The organism is Streptomyces sp. R21 (assembly GCF_041051975.1).
Lineage (GTDB): Bacteria > Actinomycetota > Actinomycetes > Streptomycetales > Streptomycetaceae > Streptomyces.
On the sequence record NZ_CP163435.1, the window covers coordinates 4,581,185 to 4,599,281 of the forward strand.

The following is an 18,097-nucleotide window of genomic DNA, read 5'->3' on the forward strand; positions in this document are numbered from 1 at the left end:
GGGGCGCGTACGTGGCCGCCCTGCGCGTGCGTGATGATCGGGGCGTATCGCCGAACACCTCACGGGGGATCCCATGCGCGCCGTTCCCATCGCCGTCACCGCTCTCGCGGTGGCCTTCGCCCTGACCGCCTGCGACGACGGTGGAGACGCCGGCGGCAGCGCGCCCAGCGCCGCCAGGACGAAGCAGAGCAGCAGCACCGCCGCCTGCCGGCTCGACGGGGTCGGGGTGCAGGTCGGTCCCGCCAGTGAGGCTCCGGCCGCCGGGGACACCGGCGTCGTCCCGGTCACGCTCACCAACCGCGGCGCCACCTGCACCCTGAAGGGGTTCCCCGGCATCGAGCTGACCACCGGTGACGCGTCCTTCGACGTCGCCGGCAACAAGGCGGCGAACCCGCTGAAGCTGACCCTCAGGAAGGGTGAGACGGCGACCTTCGACGTGACGTACGTGCGCGGGGCCGCCGGCGGCGACAAGAGCGCCGCGGTGACGGACATGAACATCAGCCTGCCGGGCAGCGACGCCCAGTCCGGCTCTGCGTGGAAGTACGGCGATGTCGCGCTGAAGACCGCGAAGACACCGGACGCCACGGTGAGCGCCTTCCAGCGGGCCGGCGACTGAATCACCTCAACGGTGGGCGCGCCCTGACCTGGGCGCGGTCCGCCGCGGCGGCGCCCTGCTCCCATCCGGCCGCGTCGGTGACCCCGCGCACCCGGGTGGTGACGGTGTCCGGGAACATCTGCTCCATGTGGTCCGCGACCGCCACGTCCCGGGCCGCGAGCACCGGCAGCAGATCGCGCCCCGACTCGCCCTGAGACGCGCCGACCTGGGCCTCGGCGACCTCCGCCAGCCGGTCGCCGATGCGGTGCGCGTACGCGGCCAGGAACGACTGCCGGAAGGTCTTCGTGCGCTTGCGGCCGCCCGCCCGCTGCTGCGCCTCCGCCTTCGTCATCGCGGCCGTGGCCTGCACGAGCAGCGAGGTGTAGAGCAGCTCCACGGCCTCCAGGTCGGCTTCGAAGCCGACGACGGTGGAGAAGCCGAGCGCCTCGTTCCACACCGCCCGGCCGCGGTTCGCCCCGGCCACCGCGTCCAGCAGCACCGCCTTCGCCGTCTCGTACGGGGCGTCGATGCCGATGCGGCAGGCGCCGGGCGCGTCCTTCGCGTGGGTGCGGGCGGCGAGCAGCGCCTCGTCGATCGAGTGCCGCGCCATCAGCTCCTGCGCCTTGGCACTCAGCGCCTCCGCCTCCTCCGGGAACCCGGTCGCCTCCGCCTTGGCGAGCAGCGCGCGGATACGGCCGAGCATGCGGGAGTCCTGGTGGGACGCCTGAGATGTGTGGGACGCCTGGGGTCCCGTTCCGGGTGCGTCGAGGGGCTCGATGGAGGGGAGGCGGAGCAGCAGGCGGTAGAGCTCCAGTACGGCGGTGGCGTGCGAGAAGCGGTCGGTGCGCGGGGGCTCGGCGGTCAGCTCCGCGAGCTGGGCCGCCCAGCGCGGGCCGCGCGGCCCGTCGTCCTTCGCCTGCGCCAGGACCAGCGCCGACACCAGCCGTACGTGGATGTCCTCCAGCTCGCGCCGCACGAACCGTACGACGTCGGCGGGCTGCCAGCCGCGCCGCCAGGCTCCGGCGACGAACTCCTCGCCGCGCCGGGCGAGTTCGGGGTCGGCCGCGGAGTCGGCGGCGAGCAGCGAGGCGCCCGTGTCGAGGGCGGCGTCGGAGTCGGCGTAGAGAGCGGCCTCGAAGGCGCGCTCGACGGTGGAGGAGGTACTGCTCATCCCCTGATCGTGCCACGCGCGCGGGCCGGGCCTCCCCGGCCGGCCCTCGCCCGGGTGGCTCTCGCCCGGGTGGCTCTCGCCCCGGTAGGGCTGGCCCTACCTCCGGGACGCCCTCTGGTGGTCGTGTGCGGGCGGGCGCCGGACGGTTCGCTGGAGGCATGACCACCACCACAGCCGCTACGGCCGCTTCGGTCGCCGTACGCATCCGATCCCTGCGCCGTCATCACGGTGCCGTCGCCGCCCTGGACGGGGTCGACCTGGACTTCGCCGCCGGGACCTTCACCGCCGTGATGGGGCCGTCGGGGTCGGGGAAGTCGACCCTGCTGCAGTGCGCGGCCGGGCTCGACCGGCCGAGTTCGGGGACCGTCGCCGTCGACGGGGTCGAGCTCGCCGGGCTGGGCGAGCGGCGGCTGACGCTGCTGCGGCGGGAGCGGATCGGGTTCGTGTTCCAGTCCTTCAACCTGCTGCCGTCGCTGACCGCCGCCCAGAACGTGGCCCTGCCGCTGCGGCTCGCCGGACGGCGCCCCGCGCGTGGGCAGGTGCGGGAGGCGCTGGCGCGGGTGGGTCTCGCCGACCGCGCCGGGCACCGGCCCGCGCAGCTGTCGGGCGGTCAGCAGCAGCGGGTGGCGCTCGCGCGGGCGCTCATCACGCGCCCGGCGGTGCTCTTCGGCGACGAGCCGACGGGGGCGCTGGACACCACGACGGGTCGCGAAGTCCTGCTTCTGCTGCGGGAGTTGGTGGACCGGGAGAGGCAGACGACGGTCATGGTCACGCATGATCCGGTGGCCGCGTCGTACGCGGACCGGGTGGTGTTCCTTGTCGACGGGCGGGTGAGCGGGGAGTTGGCGGAGCCGTCCGCGGAGGAGGTGGCGGCGTACATGACCGGGCTGGAGCGGCGTGCGTTGGCGCCGGGCGCCGACCGAGAAGGCGCACCGGCCATGGCCGCCGCCGGTCGGGAGAGTGCGTCGTGCTGATCCTCTCCTCCCTGCGTACGCGCTGGGCCTCACTCCTCGGCGCCTTCGTGGCCGTCGGGCTCGGGGTCGCCGTGATGACGGCGATGGGGCTCGGGCTGGCCGCCGCGCTGGACCCGCCCGTGCGCGAGCCGCAGCGGTTCGCCTCCTCGCCGGTCGTGGTGGCGGGCCGGGACACGCTCACGGTGGAGGTGCGGCGCGGGCCCGGCACCGCGCATGTGTCGAAGAAGCTGGCCCATCCACACCCTGTGGACAACCAACTTGTCCGGGAGCTACGGCAGTTGGGTGCCCTGCGGCTGGACGGCGCACGGCGGGACGCGGTGGGCGTCGACGCGCCCGCCGGGGCCGTGCGCGAGGTCGTCGGGGACCGGGCCCGCGTCCTGACCGGCGACGACCGCCGGCTGGTCGACCCGGCGACGGAGCGGGACGCCGAGGCGCTGACCGGGGTCGATGCGTTGCTGGGCACCGCGGCCGGGGTCTCGGCGTTCGTGTCGGTCTTCGTGACGGCCTCGACGTTCGCCTTCGTGGTGGCGCTGCGGCGACGGGAGTTCGGACTGCTGCGGATGGCGGGCGCGACACCCGGGCAACTGCGCCGGCTGCTGCTCGGGGAGGCTCTGGCGGTGGGGGTCGCGGCCTCGGCGGCGGGGTGCGCGGCAGGGGTGTGGGGAGCACCGCGGCTCGGGCGCCTGCTGGTCGACGGCGGGGTGGCACCGCCGTGGTTCGTGGTGCACGGGTCGCCGCACTGGCCCTGCCAAGTCGCCTTCTGGACCGGCGTGTCGGTGGCCCTCACCGGAGCGTGGGCGGCCTCTCGGCGGGCGGGGCGGATCGGTCCCGTGGAGGCGCTGCGCGAGGCGTCGGTCGACACGGACGTGATGCCGCGGTACCGGTGGGCGATCGGCGGCGCGCTGCTCGCGGGCGGACTCGGGCTGCTGGCCTGGAAGTTGGGGACGGTCCCCGCCGACCTGCTGAAGCGGAAGACGTACACGACCCAGCCGATGCTGCTGGTGACGGCCGTGGCCGCGCTCGCTCCGGTCCTCGTCCGTCCCGTCGTACGCCTGGTACGGCTGCCCGGGGCGACCGGGCTGCTGATCCGCGCGAACGCGGCCGCCTCGGTGCGCCGTACGGCCGCCGTGGCCGCTCCCGTCCTGGTGACGGTCGCCCTGGCGGGCTCGCTGCTCGGCACGGCGGCGACGGTCGCGGCGGCGAAGGGAACGGAGGCGCGGGAGCGGACACACAGTCAATTTGTCGTGTCGGGCGATGACTTGAGCGTCCCGCTCGTGCCCGGAGCCACGGTGTCCGCGACCGCGTCCACCGCCGTCTTCGTACGGGAGGACGGGACCGCGCTCATCCGGTCCGACGCGCGGGCGGTGACGGATGTGGCGGCGTTCGACTCCGTGTCCCGGCTTCCGGTGGTGGCCGGCGACGTACGTGATCTCGACGACCACTCGATCGTCGTGAACGAGGAGTGGGAGCGGCACGAAGTCGGCTCCCGGATCGCCGTATGGCTCGGCGACGGGCGGCCCGCGCGGCTGCGGATCGCCGCGGTGCTGGCGCGCGGCACGGGCGACAACGGCGCGTACGTCACCGCCGCGAACGCCCCGGGGGCCCGGGTCGACCGCCTGGAGGTGCGGGTCGCAGGCGGGACGGACCGCGCCGCCGTCGCAGCGGCCCTGCGTTCTGCGGGCGGAACGGTCCGGACGACACCCGCATGGCTGGCCGCCACCCGACCGGGCACCGGCCCGGGGACCCGCCTCGGCCTCTTCGTGGTCCTGGGCATCGCCCTCGTCTACACCGGAATCTCCCTCGCCGGGACCCTGCTGATGGCCACGACGGACCGGGGCTCGGAGCTGCGCTCGCTGCGGCTCGCGGGCGCCACCCGGGGGCAGGTGCTGCGGGTGGTCGCGGGCGAGGCGGTGCTCGGCGTCGGCGTGGGGACGGCACTCGGGGGCCTGATCGCCGGGGTGAACCTCGCGGGGGTGGCGGCGGCGCTCGGGCGGTTGTCGGCGCCGGTGGGGGTGGATGTGCCGTGGCAGGTGGTGGGCGGGTGCGTGGGGGCCTGCGTGGTGATCGCGGCGGGGGCGGGAGTCCTGGGCACCGTGGTCGGTCGCAGTCGGTAGGGGGTGCTTCAGATGTGTGGATGGCTGGGCCGCAGCAGCCCGTCACACGCTGATGACGACCTTCGCGCGCGCGTGCTCCACTTCGAGGTACCCGATCGCCTCGGGCACCTCGCTCAACGGGTACGTCCGGTCGATGACCGGGGCGAGCTTCCCGGACTCGGCGAGTTGCCTCAGCGCCGCCAGGTTCTCCGTGCTCGGCGTCGCCGTGAGGATGAGCAGCCGGTGGCGGACGAAGCGTGACATGACTTGGCCCTTGAGGATGAGACCCATCGGCCCGAGGAGACTCCCGCCTTCGGATACGCCTCCGCCGGAGAGAACGAGCCTCCCCGCGGGTGTCAGCGCACGTCGGCACTCGGTCAGCGACCGATTCCCCACCAGGTCGAACACGACGTCGTACCGCCGTCCGTTCCGGGTGAAGTCCTCCACGGTGTAGTCGATGACGTGATCCGCGCCCGTCGACCGGACCAGTTCCAGGTTTCTCGTACTGCAGACGCCGGTCACCTCCGCGCCGAACGCCCTGGCGATCTGTACGGCGAAGGTGCCCACACCACCTGAGGCACCATTGACCAGTACCCGCTGTCCCGGCTGCACCCCTCCCAGGTCGCGCAGGCCCATCAGGGCGGTGTTCCCCGCCAGCGGCATCGCGGCCGCCTGCTCGAAGGACAGGTCGGCCGGTTTCGGCTCCAGCACGTTCTCCGGGGCACACACGTACTCGGCGAATGCCCCGTCGGCTTCGCCGAACACGTCGTCACCGGGACGGAACCGCTTCACGTTCCTGCCCACCGCTTCCACTCGGCCCGCGAAGTCCGTGCCCCGGATCTTCGTCTTCGGCCCGCTGAACCCGAACACCAGGCGCGCCAGGTACGGGTCACCCCGCATGATGTGCCAGTCGCGGGCGTTGACCGAGGCCGCGTGGACCCGCACCAGAACGTCATCGTCGGCGACAACCGGCTTGTCGACCTCCCTGAGCTCCAGAACGCCCGGTGAGCCGTAACGGTCCTGGACGATCGCCTTCATTGGACCCTCCTGTGGCACCCGAGTTCGGTGCGATATGGATCGGCTGACCGGAGGTTCAGCGCCACTCGCGACGGTAGGCGAGCGACGTCGGTGCGGGCATCGGGGCAAATCCCTAGGGTCCGGTCCCCCCAAGCCCCGTCTCACGCACTGAAATTCGCTCGCCCCTACGACGGACCGCGCCGAGCATGGCCGTCATGGTCGACACATCCCTGTACGCAGCCTTCCTCGTCGCCGGATTCGCGCTCTGTGTCACGCCGGGGCCCGACATGATGTTCATCGTGGCGATGGGCGGGAGGGGAGGACCCGGAGCGGGGGTGATGGCCGCGTTGGGCGTGGCCTTCGCGATGCTGGTGCACGCGGTGGCCGCGATGCTGGGGCTTTCGGCGTTGTTCACGACACTGCCGATGCTGTACCACGTGCTGCGCTGGGTGGGCGCCGCCTATCTCCTCTACCTCGCGGTGAAGGCGTTCCGGGATCGGGCGGTGCCCGTCGAGGCGGACGGGGACGCCGGGCCGGGGCGGTGGCGCGCCTTCTGGCAGGGTGCCGTGACCAATCTGCTCAATCCCAAGGTGATCCTCTTCAACATCGCGTTCCTGCCGCAGTTCGTGAACCCCGAACTGGGGCATGTGGCCGGGCAGTTCATGGTGCTCGGCGTCACGATGGTGGTCATGGGCCTCGCGGTCGACGGGTCGATCGGGCTGCTCTCCGGTCGGCTGTCGGCGCTGCTGCGGCGCAGTCGGCGGGTGGCCCGGGGTCTGAACCTCTTCAGCGGGACCGTGTTCACGGGGCTGGCGGTGCGGCTGGCGGTGGCGCCGAAGTAGTCGAGGAGGTCGAGGGGGACGACCGGGTGGGGCAACGCGTACTACTTGGCGTCCGCGTAGCACTCCACCACCGCCGTGGTGAACGGGAAGCGGACCGGTGTCTCGCCGAACGTCAGCCGGCCCGCCAGGTCCGCGGCGTCGCGGATCGCGGCGACGACGGTCTCCGCCTCCTTCGCCGGGCAGTGCACGATCACCTCGTCGTGCTGGAAGAAGACCAGCTCCGCTTCGAGGTCCGCACAGGTGCGCCGGAGCGCGGCGAGCACGAGGAGCGCCCAGTCGGCGGCGCTGCCCTGGACGACGAAGTTGCGCGCGAAGCGGCCGCGGGCACGGGTGTTGGAGGAGGCGTACCCGGGCACCCAGCCCTGGTCGGCCGCGGACCCGGTGGCCGGTTCGGTGCCGTCCAGGGCGTCGTCCTGCGGGATGCCCGCCTCCTCCGTCGCGGCGTCGGACGCGCCGGCCGCCGGTGGACACGTACGCCCGAGCCAGGTCCGGACGAGACGGCCCTCCTCACCGGCGCGGGCCGCGTCGTCGACGTAGGCGACGGCCTTCGGGAAGCGGCGGCGCAGCGCGGCGAGGTTCTTCAGCCCGTCCCCGGAGGTCTGCCCGTACACCGCGCCGAGCACGGCGAGCTTGGCCTGCGCCCGGTCTCCCGAGAACGCCTTGTCCGACACGGACTGGTAGAGGTCGCTCTCGCGGCCCGCGACCTCCATCAGGCCGGGGTCGCGGGAGATCGCGGCCAGCACCCGCGGCTCCATCTGGTCGGCGTCGGCCACCACCAGCCGCCACCCGGGGTCGGCGATCACCGCGCGCCGGATCACCTTCGGGATCTGCAGCGCACCGCCGCCGTTGGTCACCCATCGTCCGGTGACGGTCCCGCCCGCCAGGTACTCGGGCCTAAAGCGCCCGTCGCGCACCCAGTCCTGGAGCCACGACCAGCCGTGGGCGACCCAGATCCGGTACAGCTTCTTGTACTCGATCAGGGGCTTCACGGCGGGGTGGTCGAGGGACTCGATCTCCCATCTCCGGGTGGACTTGATCCTTATCCCGGCCTGCGTGAAGGCCTTTATGACGTCGGCGGGGAGGTCGGGGCGGACCCGGCGGCCGAAGGCCGCCGACACCTCGTCGGCGAGCTCGGCCAGCCGCCGGGGCTCGCCGCCGCCCGCGTACCGCTCGCCGAGCAGTTCGTGCAGCACCTCGCGGTGGACGTCCGCGCTCCACGGCAGCCCCGACCGGTTCATCTCGGCGGCGACCAGCATCCCCGCCGACTCGGAGGCGGTCAGCAGCCGCATGCGCTCCGGGCGCGCGGTGGCGTCATGGCGGCGCTGCTGCTCCGCGTACACCGCGAGGAGGTCCTCCAGGGGTACGTGGACGGGGCGCGGCTCGAACAGGGACGACTGGGAGCCGGGCTCGGCGGAGCGCTGGGGCGGGTCGGGCGGTACGGGGCCGCCGCGCAGCCGGGCGAGGGCGGCGGCCGCGGAGTGGGGCTCGCCGAGCCGGCCCTCGTGGCCGAGCAGCAGGGTCTCGGCGTCCTCGATGTCGTAGCACCGCTCCACGCGCACCCCCGCGGCGAGCAGTCGCGGATAGACCTCGGCCGTCGACCGCCAGACCCACCGGGTCACCTCGGGCCGCGACCGCACCGCCTCCGCGAGGTCGGGCTCCCGCAGGACCGGGCCGGCGGGCAGCCCGCCGGGGCCGAGGGCGGTGACCTGCGCACCACCGTCCTCGGCCGGGGCGAGAGCCCAGCGGTCGGCCATGGGGCGAGTGTCGCAGGCAGGTCTGACAACGGCCGCGCTCCGTGTCTCTACGCCTCCGGTGGCTGGGCCGGCTCGGTGAGCGCAGCCGCCACGTGGGTTTCCACGGCCGCCTTGTCGACGCCGAGGCCCGACAGGACGCCCTCGCCGTTCTCCAGCTCCAGCAGGGCGAGGAGGATGTGCTCGGTGCCGACGTAGTTGTGGCCGAGGCGGAGGGCCTCGCGGAAGGTGAGTTCCAGGGCCTTCTTGCCCGCGGGGGCGTAGGGAATGAGTGCGGGGACCTCTTCGGCGGTGACGGCCGGGGGGAGTACGGCGGTCACGGCGGCGCGTACGGCGTCGGGGGTGACCCCCTGCGCGGCGATCGCCTGCGCGGCGAGTCCCTGCGGCTCGCTCAGCAGGCCCAGGACCAGATGCTCGGGAAGGATCTCGCGGTTGCCCGCCGCCTTCGTCTCGTTGTGCGAGGTGACGACCGCGTTGCGGGCGCGCGGGGTGAAGCGGTTGAAGCCCTGGCTGAAGTCGATCTCCGACTCCGCCTTCGGCACGAACCGCTTCTGCGCGGCCTGCCGGGTGACCCCCATGCTCTTCCCGATGTCGGTCCAGGACGCGCCCGACCGCCGGGCCTGGTCCACGAAGTGACCGATCAGATGGTCGGCCACGTCGCCCAGGTGATCGGCGGCGATCACCGCGTCCTGAAGCTGCTCCAGCGCGTCGGTGTGCACCTTCTTGATGGCTTCGATGAGGTCGTCGAGACGTACGGGTGCCATCGGCTTTGGGTTCGTCGTCATGTGTCAACCGTAAGTTGACACCCAAGGGGTGTCAACCCCGAGTTGACACTCGCGTTCACTCCGCCAGCAGCCCTCGCAGCTCCCCCACCACCGACGTGTCCGTCCCGTCCAGCGCGGCGAGGGCCGACTCCCACAGGCCGTACGCCTCCTCGGCCTTGCCCTCCGCGTGCAGGAGAAGCCCCCGCTGGTGACGGGCGAGGGCCTCGGTGTAGCGGTCGGCGCGCTGGTCGGCGCGGCACAGCAGGAGGTCGCACTCGCGGGCGGCCCGCTCGCCCAGGTCCATGCCGCGCAGGGCGCGCACCAGCCCGAGCCGGGTCTGCGACTCGCCGTGCCAGTCGCCGTGCGCGCCGAGGATGCGCAGGCTCTCCTCGAAGTGCCCTGCGGCGGCGACCGGTTCGCCGAGGGTGAGGTGGGCGTAGCCGATGTTGCAGTGGGCGGAGTGCCGGAGGATGACGTCGTCCAGCGTCTCGCCGAGGGCCAGGCTGCGCTTGTGGTGGTCGATGGCGGACCGTGGGTCGGTGTGCTCGTAGAGGTTGCCGAGGTGGCTGTAGGTGATGGCCTCGGTGTGCGGGTCGCCCAGCTCCCGCGAGAGTTCGAGGCTCTGCAGCAGCGCCTCGCTGGACTCCTCGTGGCGGCCGAGCCCTTCGAGGAGCATGCCGCGGTTGTTGAGGCCGCGGCGCACCCAGGACAGCACGCCCTGCCGCCGCCAGATCTCCAGTGCCGCGTCGTTCAGCGCGAGTGCCTCGCCCGCGCGGCCCGTCATGAAGTGCATCCCGGCGAGGTCCCCGAGCGCGTACGCCTCGGCGGCGTCGTCCCCGAGCCGCCGCGCCGCCCCGAGCGCGGCCCGGGTGAGCAGCTCCGTCTCGGCGACGCGGCCCCGGCGCTGCAGGTAGGGGCCGAGCAGGCGCACCAGGAGGGGCACATAGGCGGACGAGTCCGCGTACCGCTCGACCAGCGCCACCACGTTCTCCAGCTCCAGATCGCCCCAGGCGAAGGCCTCCTCGGCGGAGGCGAAGGGCGGCATGGCCGCGACGTCCGCCGCGTGCGCGGGCGGCTGCGTGGTGGTCGCGCGGGCGCGGTCCTCGCGGTCGAGCCCCGGTTCGACGATCGCCGCGAGGGTGTGCGCGGCGGCACCGGCGTACCAGCGCAGGGCGCGCTCGGCGACGCATCTGCTCTCGCCCTCGACCTGGTGGTCCGCGGCCTCCGCGGCGTCCGCCGCCCCCGTCGTCGCCGCGAGCTCGCGGGCGAAGTCGCGGACGAGGTCGTGGGGTGCGTAGCGGCCGTACGCCGTCTCCTCCAGGAGGGCGACGTCGACGAGGCGGTCGAGGGCGGCCTCGGCGCGGCGCGCGTCGGTGCCGGTGAGCCGGGCGAGGAGCAGCGCCCCGTAGGCGGGGAGGTCGAGCGTGCCGATCCGGCGCAGGGCGAGCGCCGCGTCCCGGTCGGCCTCGCGCTCGGAGGCGTGCAGCGCGTCGTGCGCGACGGCGAGGGACCTGCGGACGCTCAGGTCGTCGTATTCGAGGTGGTGCAACCGCCCTTCCGTGGCGGTCAGCTGACCGGCCAGCACATCCGGGGTGAGCGCCCGGCGCGCGGCGAGCCGGGCCGCCACGACCCGCAGTGCCAGCGGCAGCCGCCCGGTCAGCTCCACGAGGGGATGGGCGCCGTCGAGACCCTCCTCGCGCCCGGAGACCGCGCGCAGCAGCGCCGCGCTCTCCTCGTCCGACAGCGGTGCGAGCGGGAAGCGGTGGGCGCCGTCGAGGGCGGTGAGCGGCGAGCGGCTCGTGACGATCACCGCGCAGCCGGCGCCCGCGGGCAGCAGCGGCCGCACCTGGGCGGCGTGCGCGGCGTCGTCGAGGACCATCAGGGTGCGGGTGGGCGCGAGCATGGAGCGGAGCAACGCGGCTGCCGCGTCCGGGTGTTCGGGGATGCCGCGCGGCTCGGCGCCGAGGTCGCGCAGCAGCGCCGCGAGTGCCTGGCAGGGGGTGAGCGGTGTCATGCCGGGCGTGGCGCCGTGCAGGTTGACGTACAGCTGGCCGTCGGGGAAGCGTTCCCGCAGGCCGTGTGCCACGTGCAGGGCCAGCGCGCTCTTGCCGACGCCGGCCATGCCGCTGATGACCGCCACGGCCGGGGCGGGCGCGGTCCCCGTGTCGCGGTGGTCGGTGTCCAGGGCCCGGCGCAGTTCCTCGCGCAGCTCGTCCCGGCCCGTGAAGTGCGCGGGCGGGGGCGGAAGTTGGGCGGGCCGGGGCGGGGACTCCGCGGGTGTGCGCCGGCGGCGTCCGGCGCCTTCGGCGTCGGTGTCCTCCGGCTCGTCGGGGCCGGCCTCGCGCTCGTACTCCTCCGCGCTCCCCTCCTCGCCCGCCCGGAGGATCTCCAGGTGCGCCTCGCGTACGGCGGGACCCGGTTCGACGCCGAGTTCCTCGACGAGGCGGGCGCGCAGATCGCGGTGGACGGCGAGGGCCTCGGCCTGCCGGCCGGTGCGGTGCAGGACGAGCATCAGCAGCCGGTGGAAGGACTCGCGGAGGGGATGTTCGGCGACGAGGGCGGCCAACTCGGGTGCGAGACCGGTCAGTCGGCCGGCCTGTCGGTCCCCGTGCCGTCCAGCTTGCCGGTCCGCCTGCCGACCCGCCCGGGTGGACGGTTCTGCCACGGCGCCCGCCGTCCCGGCGAGGTGCAGTTCGGCGTCGTAGCGCCACTCCAGTGCGAGCAGCCGTGCCTCCTCCAGGCGTTGGACGAGAGCGAGTGCGCCGCGCTCGGCCGGTACTCCGCTGAGCGGGGTGCCGCGCCACAGGGCGAGGGCCGCCGCGGACGCGCACAGCGCCCGCTGCCAGTCGCGGTCGGCGTGCGCGGCGCGCGCGGTCATGACGTGGCGCTCGAAGACGCGGACGTCCAACTCGCCCTCGCCGACCTGCAGGAGGTACCCCGGCGGCACGGCCCGCAGCCGCTCCGCGGCGTCGTCGCCGATCAGCCGTCGCAGCCGGGTCACATGATTGTGCAGGGAGGCCTGCGCAGACGCCGGGGGCGCGCCGCCCCACAGCGCGTCCTTGAGCGCGTCGACGGAGACGACCCGGCCGGGCTCCAGGAGCAGCGCGACGAGCAGGGCACGCACCTTGCCGCTGCCGATCGGCCGGACCTCGCCGCCGGCGCCGTACAGGACAGGCGGACCCAGCAGCCCGAACCGCGGCTCGTTCCGCATAGCGCCGTCCCACTGCCTTTCCGCTCTCCGCGCGACCACTTCGTGCCGCGCCGCATCCGACACACCGACCCGAAGCCGATGCCCGCGCTCCTACGCCGACGTCTAACACCGACTCGAAGTCGGCGTCCAACGACGGCTCAAAACCGACACCGAGCCCCGGCGCAAAACCGACGCCGAATTCCGGCTCGAAGTCGACGTCACACCGACTTCGCGCCGCCTTCACGCCAATTTCACGCCGTTCTTCAGTACCTTCGCGCCGCATTTCGGCGACTTCGCACCGAGCGGCTCACGGCTCCCTGCGGAACCGTTGGCCACATGTTAGCGATCCGTTGGTGTGGCCTGATGTGATCACTTCATCGGATCTGGCCCGACGGTGCGCGCGTAAATCGCGTAACTCGGGGGAGTGTCGCCGCCGCGGCCGGATCCGGGGACGCAAGAGGGCCCCGGTCGTCGGAGGTGAACGACCGGGGCCTTCGTCTGTCCGTACGTCCCCCGTCCGGGGGCGCAGCCGCCTCAGATCACCGGCGGCCGGCCCAGCCGGGTGAGCCGCCACACCGTGCGCCAGCGCATGGGCCGCCGCTCCCCGCCCGAGGTCCGCAGCCCCTCCACGAAGCCGCCGAACCAGGCGCGCAGCCCGCCGACGGACCGCGTCCGCAGCAGTGTGAGGGCGATCCAGACGCCGAGGTGCACGGGGATGAGCGGCAGCGGGAGCCGGCGGCGGACCAGCCAGACGCGGTTGCGGGCGGTCACCCGGTAGTAGATGGCGTGCCGGGCGGGCGAGGTCTTGGGGTGCTGGAGGAGCAGCTCGGGCGCGTAGAGGACGGTCCAGCCCGCGTCGAGCGCCCGCCACGCCATGTCGGTCTCCTCGTGCGCGAAGAAGAACTCGGCCGGCCAGTCCCCGATTTCGGCGAGCATCGGCAGGGAGAAGGCGTGCCCGCCGCCGAGGAACCCGGTCACCGGGCCGCCGCGCATCGGGTCCTTGGCGCCGACCCGGGGCACGTGCCGGCGCTGCGTCTCGCCGTGCTCGTCGGCGATCCGGAAGCCGACGATGCCGAGCCGCGGGTCCCCGGCGAACAGGTCCCGCACCCGGCGCAGCACATCGCCGTCGACGAGCAGCCCGTCGTCGTCCAGCTCGACGACGACGTCGACGTCCCCGAACTCGCGCAGCCGCCGCAGGCCGACGTTCCGTCCGCCCGGGCAGCCGAGGTTCTCGTCGACCTCGATGGTGGTGACCTCACCGGGCAGACCGAGCCGTTCGGCGAACTCGGGCAGCGGACAGCCGTTGCCGATGATCACGATCCGGGTGGGGGCGACGTCCTGTTTGGCCACGGAGGTGAGCAGCGCGTCCACCTCGGCGGGCCGGTTTCCCATGGTCACCACTGCTACGGCGACCCTCGGCTCCGCCTGCGACACGACACCCACCCCATTCCGGCCAACACATCAGCCATGCCAACTGTGTCCGCGATGCTAGCCGTTCACCATGTGGGCTCCTCAGATACTCCTCATGTACGCCGGTTCTCCCTCCGTCGTACGAACTTCAGGCCCGACCAGTCCTCCCCCAGCGCGGCCACTTTCACATCGACGACACCGAGCGGCAGGAACAGGTCCCGCAGGTCGTTCTCGGCGATGTCGCTGACGTGCGCGGCCGCCTTGCGGGGCCAGGCGATCCAGAGCATGGCGTCGTCGGCGAGCGCGGTGACCAGGCCGGGGGCCTCGGCGGCGAGGCCGGCGTGCTCACGGTAGAAGGCGACGGTGACCTGCGTGCCGCGCGGTCCGCCGTCGGTGACCTCGCAGCCTTCCGGAAGCCCGGGGATGTCCCAGCGGGCCGGGGCGTGCAGCAGGCCGACCCGGTGGCCCGGCTTGATACCGATCTTCTTCGCGAGGGGCGTGCCGGAGTATCCGCCGCCCGTTCCCCTGGCTGGGCCGACTCCGCTCATCGCCACACTCCTTGGCTCCGCCTGCTTCCGGCTCTCCCCCGATCGCCCCATCGTGGCGGACGCGCCCGTCCCCGGCACGCAACCCCGGCCGCGAACCATTCGTCTCACGAGCCGACCGCAGCACCAGAACACCCGTTCCCGGCCGAAGGGCGCGTCCGTTGAGCGACAACGACGACAACGACATCGAGGGCAAGGGCAAGGGGCTCTCCCGCAGGAAGGTCATGGTGTACGCGCTGGCGGCGTCCACCCTGACCCTGGCCACGCCGGCGACGGCCGCCGACCGCGGTGTGGTCGTCGTCGCCGGGGGCCCGGAGATGCTCGTCCTGGAGGTCACCGAGGCGAACAAGGTCGTCGTACGGCTGCCGCGGGCCGAGGTCGGGCAGGGCATCACCACCGCGGTCGCCATGATGATCGCCGAGGAGCTGGACGCCCGGCTGGCCGACGTCGAGATCCCGCTCGCCGACGCCGACCCCCGGCTGCAGAACCAGTTCACCGGCGGCTCGGACTCGGTCCGTTCGCTGTACGGCCCGGCCCGCAGACTGGCCGCGGGCGCGCGCGCCCGGCTCGTCACGGCGGCGGCCCGGCAGTGGCACGTGCCCGCGCGGACACTGCGCACCCACGACACGAAGGTGATCGCCCCGGACGGCCGTACGGCCACCTACGGATCACTGTCCGCGGCCGCCGCCCGCCTGCGCCACTCGGACATACCCGCCTGGACCAAACCGGCGAGCAGGCGCCGGGTGATCGGGCACCCGACGAACCGGATCGACGCCCGGGACATCGTCACGGGCAAGGCTGCCTACGCCGGTGACCTCGACGTGGCCGGGGCGCTGCCCACCGTGGTGGCCCGTCCGCCGACGCTGGGCGGCAAGGTCGCCACGCTCGACGCGGCGGCGGCCCGCGCGCTGCCCGGCGTCCACGCGGTGGTGCGGGTTCCCGGGGGCGTGGCCGTCGTGGCGGAGTCCTTCCACCACGCATTCAAGGCCAGGGACGCGCTGCGGATCACCTGGAAGCCGGGCCCGCTCGCCGCGCTGTCGGACGCCGCGATCCGCTCCCGGCTGCGGGCCGCCGTACCGAAGCTCGCCGCGCCACCGCACGGTTCACGGCAGGTGGAGGGCGAGTTCGAGTTCGCGTTCGTCAGCCATGCGCCGATGGAGGTGCTCACCGCGATCGCCGACGTACGGGAACACCGGGCAGAGGTGTGGTTCTCGTCGCAGAGCCCGGGGTTCGCGCAGGCGGACATCGCGTCGGCGGTCGGGCTGCCGCAGTCCAAGGTCAAGGTCCATGTGGTGCGCGGCGGCGGCTCGTTCGGGCGTCGGCTGAACCACGACGCCGCCCTCGAAGCCGCCCTCATATCGAAGAAGGCGCACCTCCCGGTCAAGCTGATGTGGAGCCGGGGCGACGACATGCGGCACGGCCGGATGCGCCCGGCCAACCACCACCTCATACGGGCCAGCCACGCGCGCGGCCGGGTGGTGGCGTTCACGCACCACATGGCGTCGGTGAACGAATCGTCCGGTAGCGGGGTCGCGACGAGCACCACGGCCGTACCGCACCCCCGCACCCCGCGGCCCGGCGCGGCCGCCCCGCTGCCGAGCGACGACGGCCTCTACAACTTCGGCGCGGTCGGCGGCGACTGGGGCGGCATCGAGCTGGCGATCCCTCTCGGCGCCTGGCGTTCGGTGGACTCCGGTACCTCTCGGGCTGCGGAGGAGATCATGGTCGACGAGGTCGCGCGCGCTCTGCGTACCGACCCGGTCGCCTTCCGCCGTACGACACTTCGCAGCAAGTCCGTCAGGGCGGTGCTCGACAAGGTGGCATCGGTGGGCGGCTGGGGCGGGAAGCTGCCCGCCGGGCACGGGCAGGGGGTCGCGGTGCACGAGGAGTACGGCTCCTGCGTGGCCGCTCTGGCCGAGATCGACGCGAGCGATGCGGACCACCCCCGGGTGACGCGGGTGGTGATGGCGGCGGACGTCGGCACGGTGGTGAACCCGCGCGGGCTGGAGGCCCAGCTGATGGGCGCGGCGATCGACGGCATCTCCACGATCCTCCGGGCGGGCCTGCACATCGACCACGGCGCCGTACGCGAGGGCAGCTTCTCCGACTTCCTCTACGCACGCCAGCGGCACAGCCCCTGGCACTTCGAGGCACACCTGATGCCGTCCCACGAAGAGCCGGGCGGGGCGGGCGAGTTGGGCGTTCCCGCGGCGGCGGGCGCGGTCGCCAACGCCTACGCGCGGGCGACGGGCAGGAGCCCGCGCCGCTTCCCGCTCACGTTCTGACGCCCACCGCCCCCACCCCCCATTCCGGAGGAACCCGATGCCCCGCCACACCTTCGTCCTGAACGGAAAGCCCGTTGCCGTGGACGCGCCCCCGGACATGCCCCTGCTGTGGGTGCTGCGCGACAAGCTCGGCGTCACCGGTCCCAAGTACGGCTGCGGGGTGGGCGTCTGCCGGGCCTGCACGAGCCATCTGGACGGCGCCGAGATCCAGCCGTGCGTCGTCCCGGTCGCGGACTGCGCGGGCCGCAAGGTCACCACCATCGAGGGACTGGCCGACGGCGACGACCTGCACCCGGTCCAGCAGGCGTGGCTGGACTGCGACGTGGCCCAGTGCGGCTTCTGCCAGCCGGGGCAGATCATGGCCGCCGTGGCTCTGCTCCGGTCGACGCCCGAGCCGACCGACGCCGACATCGACCGGATCGAGAACGTCTGCCGGTGCGGGACCTACTCCCGCATCCGGGAGGCGATCAAGAAGGCTTCCGCGGGGAAGTGACGCGGGTGGCGGGTGCCGTGGCTTCGCCCGCCGCGGTGCCGCGTCCCTCACGTCCGCGGACCTTGGTGATGCGGCGTCCCGCGGCGAACAGGGGCAGGACGGCGGCGAGGGTCAGCTGAAGCCCGCAGCCCGTGACGAGGAGGGTCTCGGCGCCGGGAGCGTCCGCGGCCCAGGCGACCAGGCAGCCGATGTTGACCGCGGCCCAGGCCATGGTGGCGGTGGCCAGCCTGCCGGTGGGCTTGGGGTACTCGATGCGGCTGACCATGAGATAGGCGACGCCGAGCACCGCGATCAGGGTGACCGTGAAGGGCAGTTCGAGCAGCACGACGGAGACGACGGTGAGCGCGGCGAACGGGATCGGCATGCCCTGGAACATGCCGTCCGTCATCGTCGTGACGGAGAACCGCGCGAGCCGCAGCAGGCCGCCGAGCAGCACGGCGACGGCGGCCGCGACGACGAGCCGCAGCTGCGCGTCCTCGGTGACCAGCCCCCACACCAGGACGAAGTACGCCGGTGCGAGCCCGAAACTGACCAGGTCGGAGAGGTTGTCGAGTTCCGCGCCCATCCCGGAGCTGCGGAACCTGCGGGCGACCAGCCCGTCGCACAGGTCGAAGAGCGAGGCCATCAGGATGAGCATGACCGCGGTCGCCGCGCCCTGCCGCACCGAGCCGTCGCCGCCGTGGCCATCCGTGAGGTACGGGACCAGTACGGCCGTGGTGATGAAGTAGATCGAGGCGAATCCGCAGACCGCGTTGCCGAGCGTCAGCACGTCGGCCGCCGAGAGCCGCGAGGGGGAGAACTCCCGGGCCGCCGTCCCGGGCGCGGGCCCTGGCTCTTCCGCGGCCTGTGGCTCTTCTTCGGTCCGGGAAGCCGGCGCCTCGGGTTCAGTAAGGGTCAAGGAACTCTCTCCTGCACGCGTGTCCGGTCGACCGTAGGCGCAGCATCATCGCAGGATCGCGACGCGTAC

14 protein-coding genes are annotated in these 18,097 nt (G+C 73.4%); 6 read left to right on the forward strand and 8 right to left on the reverse strand.

The features are described 5' to 3' along the window. The first annotated feature begins 73 nt into the window (after positions 1-73). Positions 74-616 carry a DUF4232 domain-containing protein gene (locus AB5J56_RS20490; protein ID WP_369234179.1) on the forward strand — a complete coding sequence of 181 codons (543 nt, stop codon included), beginning with the start codon at positions 74-76 and terminating at the stop codon, positions 614-616. 1 nt (position 617) lies between these two features. On the opposite strand, the gene AB5J56_RS20495 is transcribed toward AB5J56_RS20490, so the two are convergent. Further along, the gene (locus AB5J56_RS20495) at positions 618-1,766 is read right to left on the reverse strand and encodes a DUF2786 domain-containing protein (RefSeq protein WP_369234180.1); all 1,149 of its coding nucleotides are present in this window, start codon (positions 1,764-1,766) and stop codon (positions 618-620) included. A 158-nt stretch (positions 1,767-1,924) separates the two neighbouring features. Here AB5J56_RS20495 and AB5J56_RS20500 point away from each other — a divergent pair, with 158 nt between their 5' ends. Then, a complete protein-coding gene (locus AB5J56_RS20500; protein WP_369234181.1) occupies positions 1,925-2,740 on the forward strand; it encodes an ABC transporter ATP-binding protein in 816 nt (271 codons plus the stop codon). Continuing rightward, a complete protein-coding gene (locus AB5J56_RS20505) occupies positions 2,734-4,854 on the forward strand; it encodes an FtsX-like permease family protein (RefSeq protein WP_369234182.1) in 2,121 nt (706 codons plus the stop codon). Before AB5J56_RS20500 ends, AB5J56_RS20505 begins: the two co-directional genes overlap by 7 nt. 42 nt (positions 4,855-4,896) lie before the next feature. Here the strand turns inward: AB5J56_RS20505 and AB5J56_RS20510 are convergent, their stop codons facing one another. Next, positions 4,897-5,871 carry an NAD(P)-dependent alcohol dehydrogenase gene (locus tag AB5J56_RS20510; protein WP_369234183.1) on the reverse strand — a complete coding sequence of 325 codons (975 nt, stop codon included), beginning with the start codon at positions 5,869-5,871 and terminating at the stop codon, positions 4,897-4,899. 194 nt (positions 5,872-6,065) lie between these two features. Between AB5J56_RS20510 and AB5J56_RS20515 the strand changes: the two genes are divergently transcribed. Continuing rightward, positions 6,066-6,692: a LysE family translocator gene (locus AB5J56_RS20515; protein WP_369234184.1), complete on the forward strand. Its 627-nt coding sequence runs from the start codon at positions 6,066-6,068 to the stop codon at positions 6,690-6,692. Positions 6,693-6,733: 41 nt separating this feature from the next. Here AB5J56_RS20515 and AB5J56_RS20520 read toward each other — a convergent pair whose 3' ends face one another. The 5 genes from AB5J56_RS20520 to AB5J56_RS20540 form a co-directional block, all read right to left on the reverse strand. After that, complete coding sequence (locus AB5J56_RS20520) at positions 6,734-8,446, reverse strand: bifunctional 3'-5' exonuclease/DNA polymerase (RefSeq protein WP_369234185.1); 1,713 nt, start codon at positions 8,444-8,446, stop codon at positions 6,734-6,736. 47 nt (positions 8,447-8,493) lie between these two features. Then, positions 8,494-9,228, reverse strand: a complete 735-nt coding sequence (locus AB5J56_RS20525; protein ID WP_369234186.1) for a Clp protease N-terminal domain-containing protein — start codon at positions 9,226-9,228, stop codon at positions 8,494-8,496. Positions 9,229-9,283: 55 nt separating this feature from the next. Continuing rightward, positions 9,284-12,418: a BTAD domain-containing putative transcriptional regulator gene (locus AB5J56_RS20530; RefSeq protein WP_369234187.1), complete on the reverse strand. Its 3,135-nt coding sequence runs from the start codon at positions 12,416-12,418 to the stop codon at positions 9,284-9,286. Positions 12,419-12,931: 513 nt separating this feature from the next. Further along, the gene (locus AB5J56_RS20535; RefSeq protein ID WP_369234188.1) at positions 12,932-13,840 is read right to left on the reverse strand and encodes a glycosyltransferase family 2 protein; all 909 of its coding nucleotides are present in this window, start codon (positions 13,838-13,840) and stop codon (positions 12,932-12,934) included. An 80-nt stretch (positions 13,841-13,920) separates the two neighbouring features. After that, entirely contained in the window at positions 13,921-14,355 is a 435-nt protein-coding gene (locus AB5J56_RS20540; RefSeq protein ID WP_369234189.1) for a DUF3052 domain-containing protein, read from the reverse strand. Positions 14,356-14,576: 221 nt separating this feature from the next. On the opposite strand from AB5J56_RS20540, the gene AB5J56_RS20545 reads away from it, so the two are divergent. Both AB5J56_RS20545 and AB5J56_RS20550 read left to right on the forward strand, forming a co-directional pair. Next, positions 14,577-16,637: a molybdopterin cofactor-binding domain-containing protein gene (locus tag AB5J56_RS20545; RefSeq protein ID WP_369242675.1), complete on the forward strand. Its 2,061-nt coding sequence runs from the start codon at positions 14,577-14,579 to the stop codon at positions 16,635-16,637. 37 nt (positions 16,638-16,674) lie between these two features. Further along, positions 16,675-17,130, forward strand: a complete 456-nt coding sequence (locus tag AB5J56_RS20550) for a (2Fe-2S)-binding protein (RefSeq protein WP_369234190.1) — start codon at positions 16,675-16,677, stop codon at positions 17,128-17,130. Here AB5J56_RS20550 and pssA read toward each other — a convergent pair. Continuing rightward, the gene (pssA, locus tag AB5J56_RS20555; RefSeq protein WP_369234191.1) at positions 17,105-18,028 is read right to left on the reverse strand and encodes a CDP-diacylglycerol--serine O-phosphatidyltransferase; all 924 of its coding nucleotides are present in this window, start codon (positions 18,026-18,028) and stop codon (positions 17,105-17,107) included. The genes AB5J56_RS20550 and pssA overlap by 26 nt on opposite strands. Positions 18,029-18,097: the final 69 nt, after the last annotated feature.

Coding starts and splice junctions, on each gene's coding strand:
- AB5J56_RS20490 (WP_369234179.1), top strand. CDS start 74: ATGCGCGCCGTTCCCATCGCCGTCACCGCTCTCGCGGTGGCCTTCGCC.
- AB5J56_RS20495 (WP_369234180.1), bottom strand. CDS start 1,766: ATGAGCAGTACCTCCTCCACCGTCGAGCGCGCCTTCGAGGCCGCTCTC.
- AB5J56_RS20500 (WP_369234181.1), top strand. CDS start 1,925: ATGACCACCACCACAGCCGCTACGGCCGCTTCGGTCGCCGTACGCATC.
- AB5J56_RS20510 (WP_369234183.1), bottom strand. CDS start 5,871: ATGAAGGCGATCGTCCAGGACCGTTACGGCTCACCGGGCGTTCTGGAG.
- AB5J56_RS20515 (WP_369234184.1), top strand. CDS start 6,066: ATGGTCGACACATCCCTGTACGCAGCCTTCCTCGTCGCCGGATTCGCG.
- AB5J56_RS20520 (WP_369234185.1), bottom strand. CDS start 8,446: ATGGCCGACCGCTGGGCTCTCGCCCCGGCCGAGGACGGTGGTGCGCAG.
- AB5J56_RS20525 (WP_369234186.1), bottom strand. CDS start 9,228: ATGACGACGAACCCAAAGCCGATGGCACCCGTACGTCTCGACGACCTC.
- AB5J56_RS20530 (WP_369234187.1), bottom strand. CDS start 12,418: ATGCGGAACGAGCCGCGGTTCGGGCTGCTGGGTCCGCCTGTCCTGTAC.
- AB5J56_RS20540 (WP_369234189.1), bottom strand. CDS start 14,355: ATGAGCGGAGTCGGCCCAGCCAGGGGAACGGGCGGCGGATACTCCGGC.
- AB5J56_RS20545 (WP_369242675.1), top strand. CDS start 14,577: ATGGTGTACGCGCTGGCGGCGTCCACCCTGACCCTGGCCACGCCGGCG.
- AB5J56_RS20550 (WP_369234190.1), top strand. CDS start 16,675: ATGCCCCGCCACACCTTCGTCCTGAACGGAAAGCCCGTTGCCGTGGAC.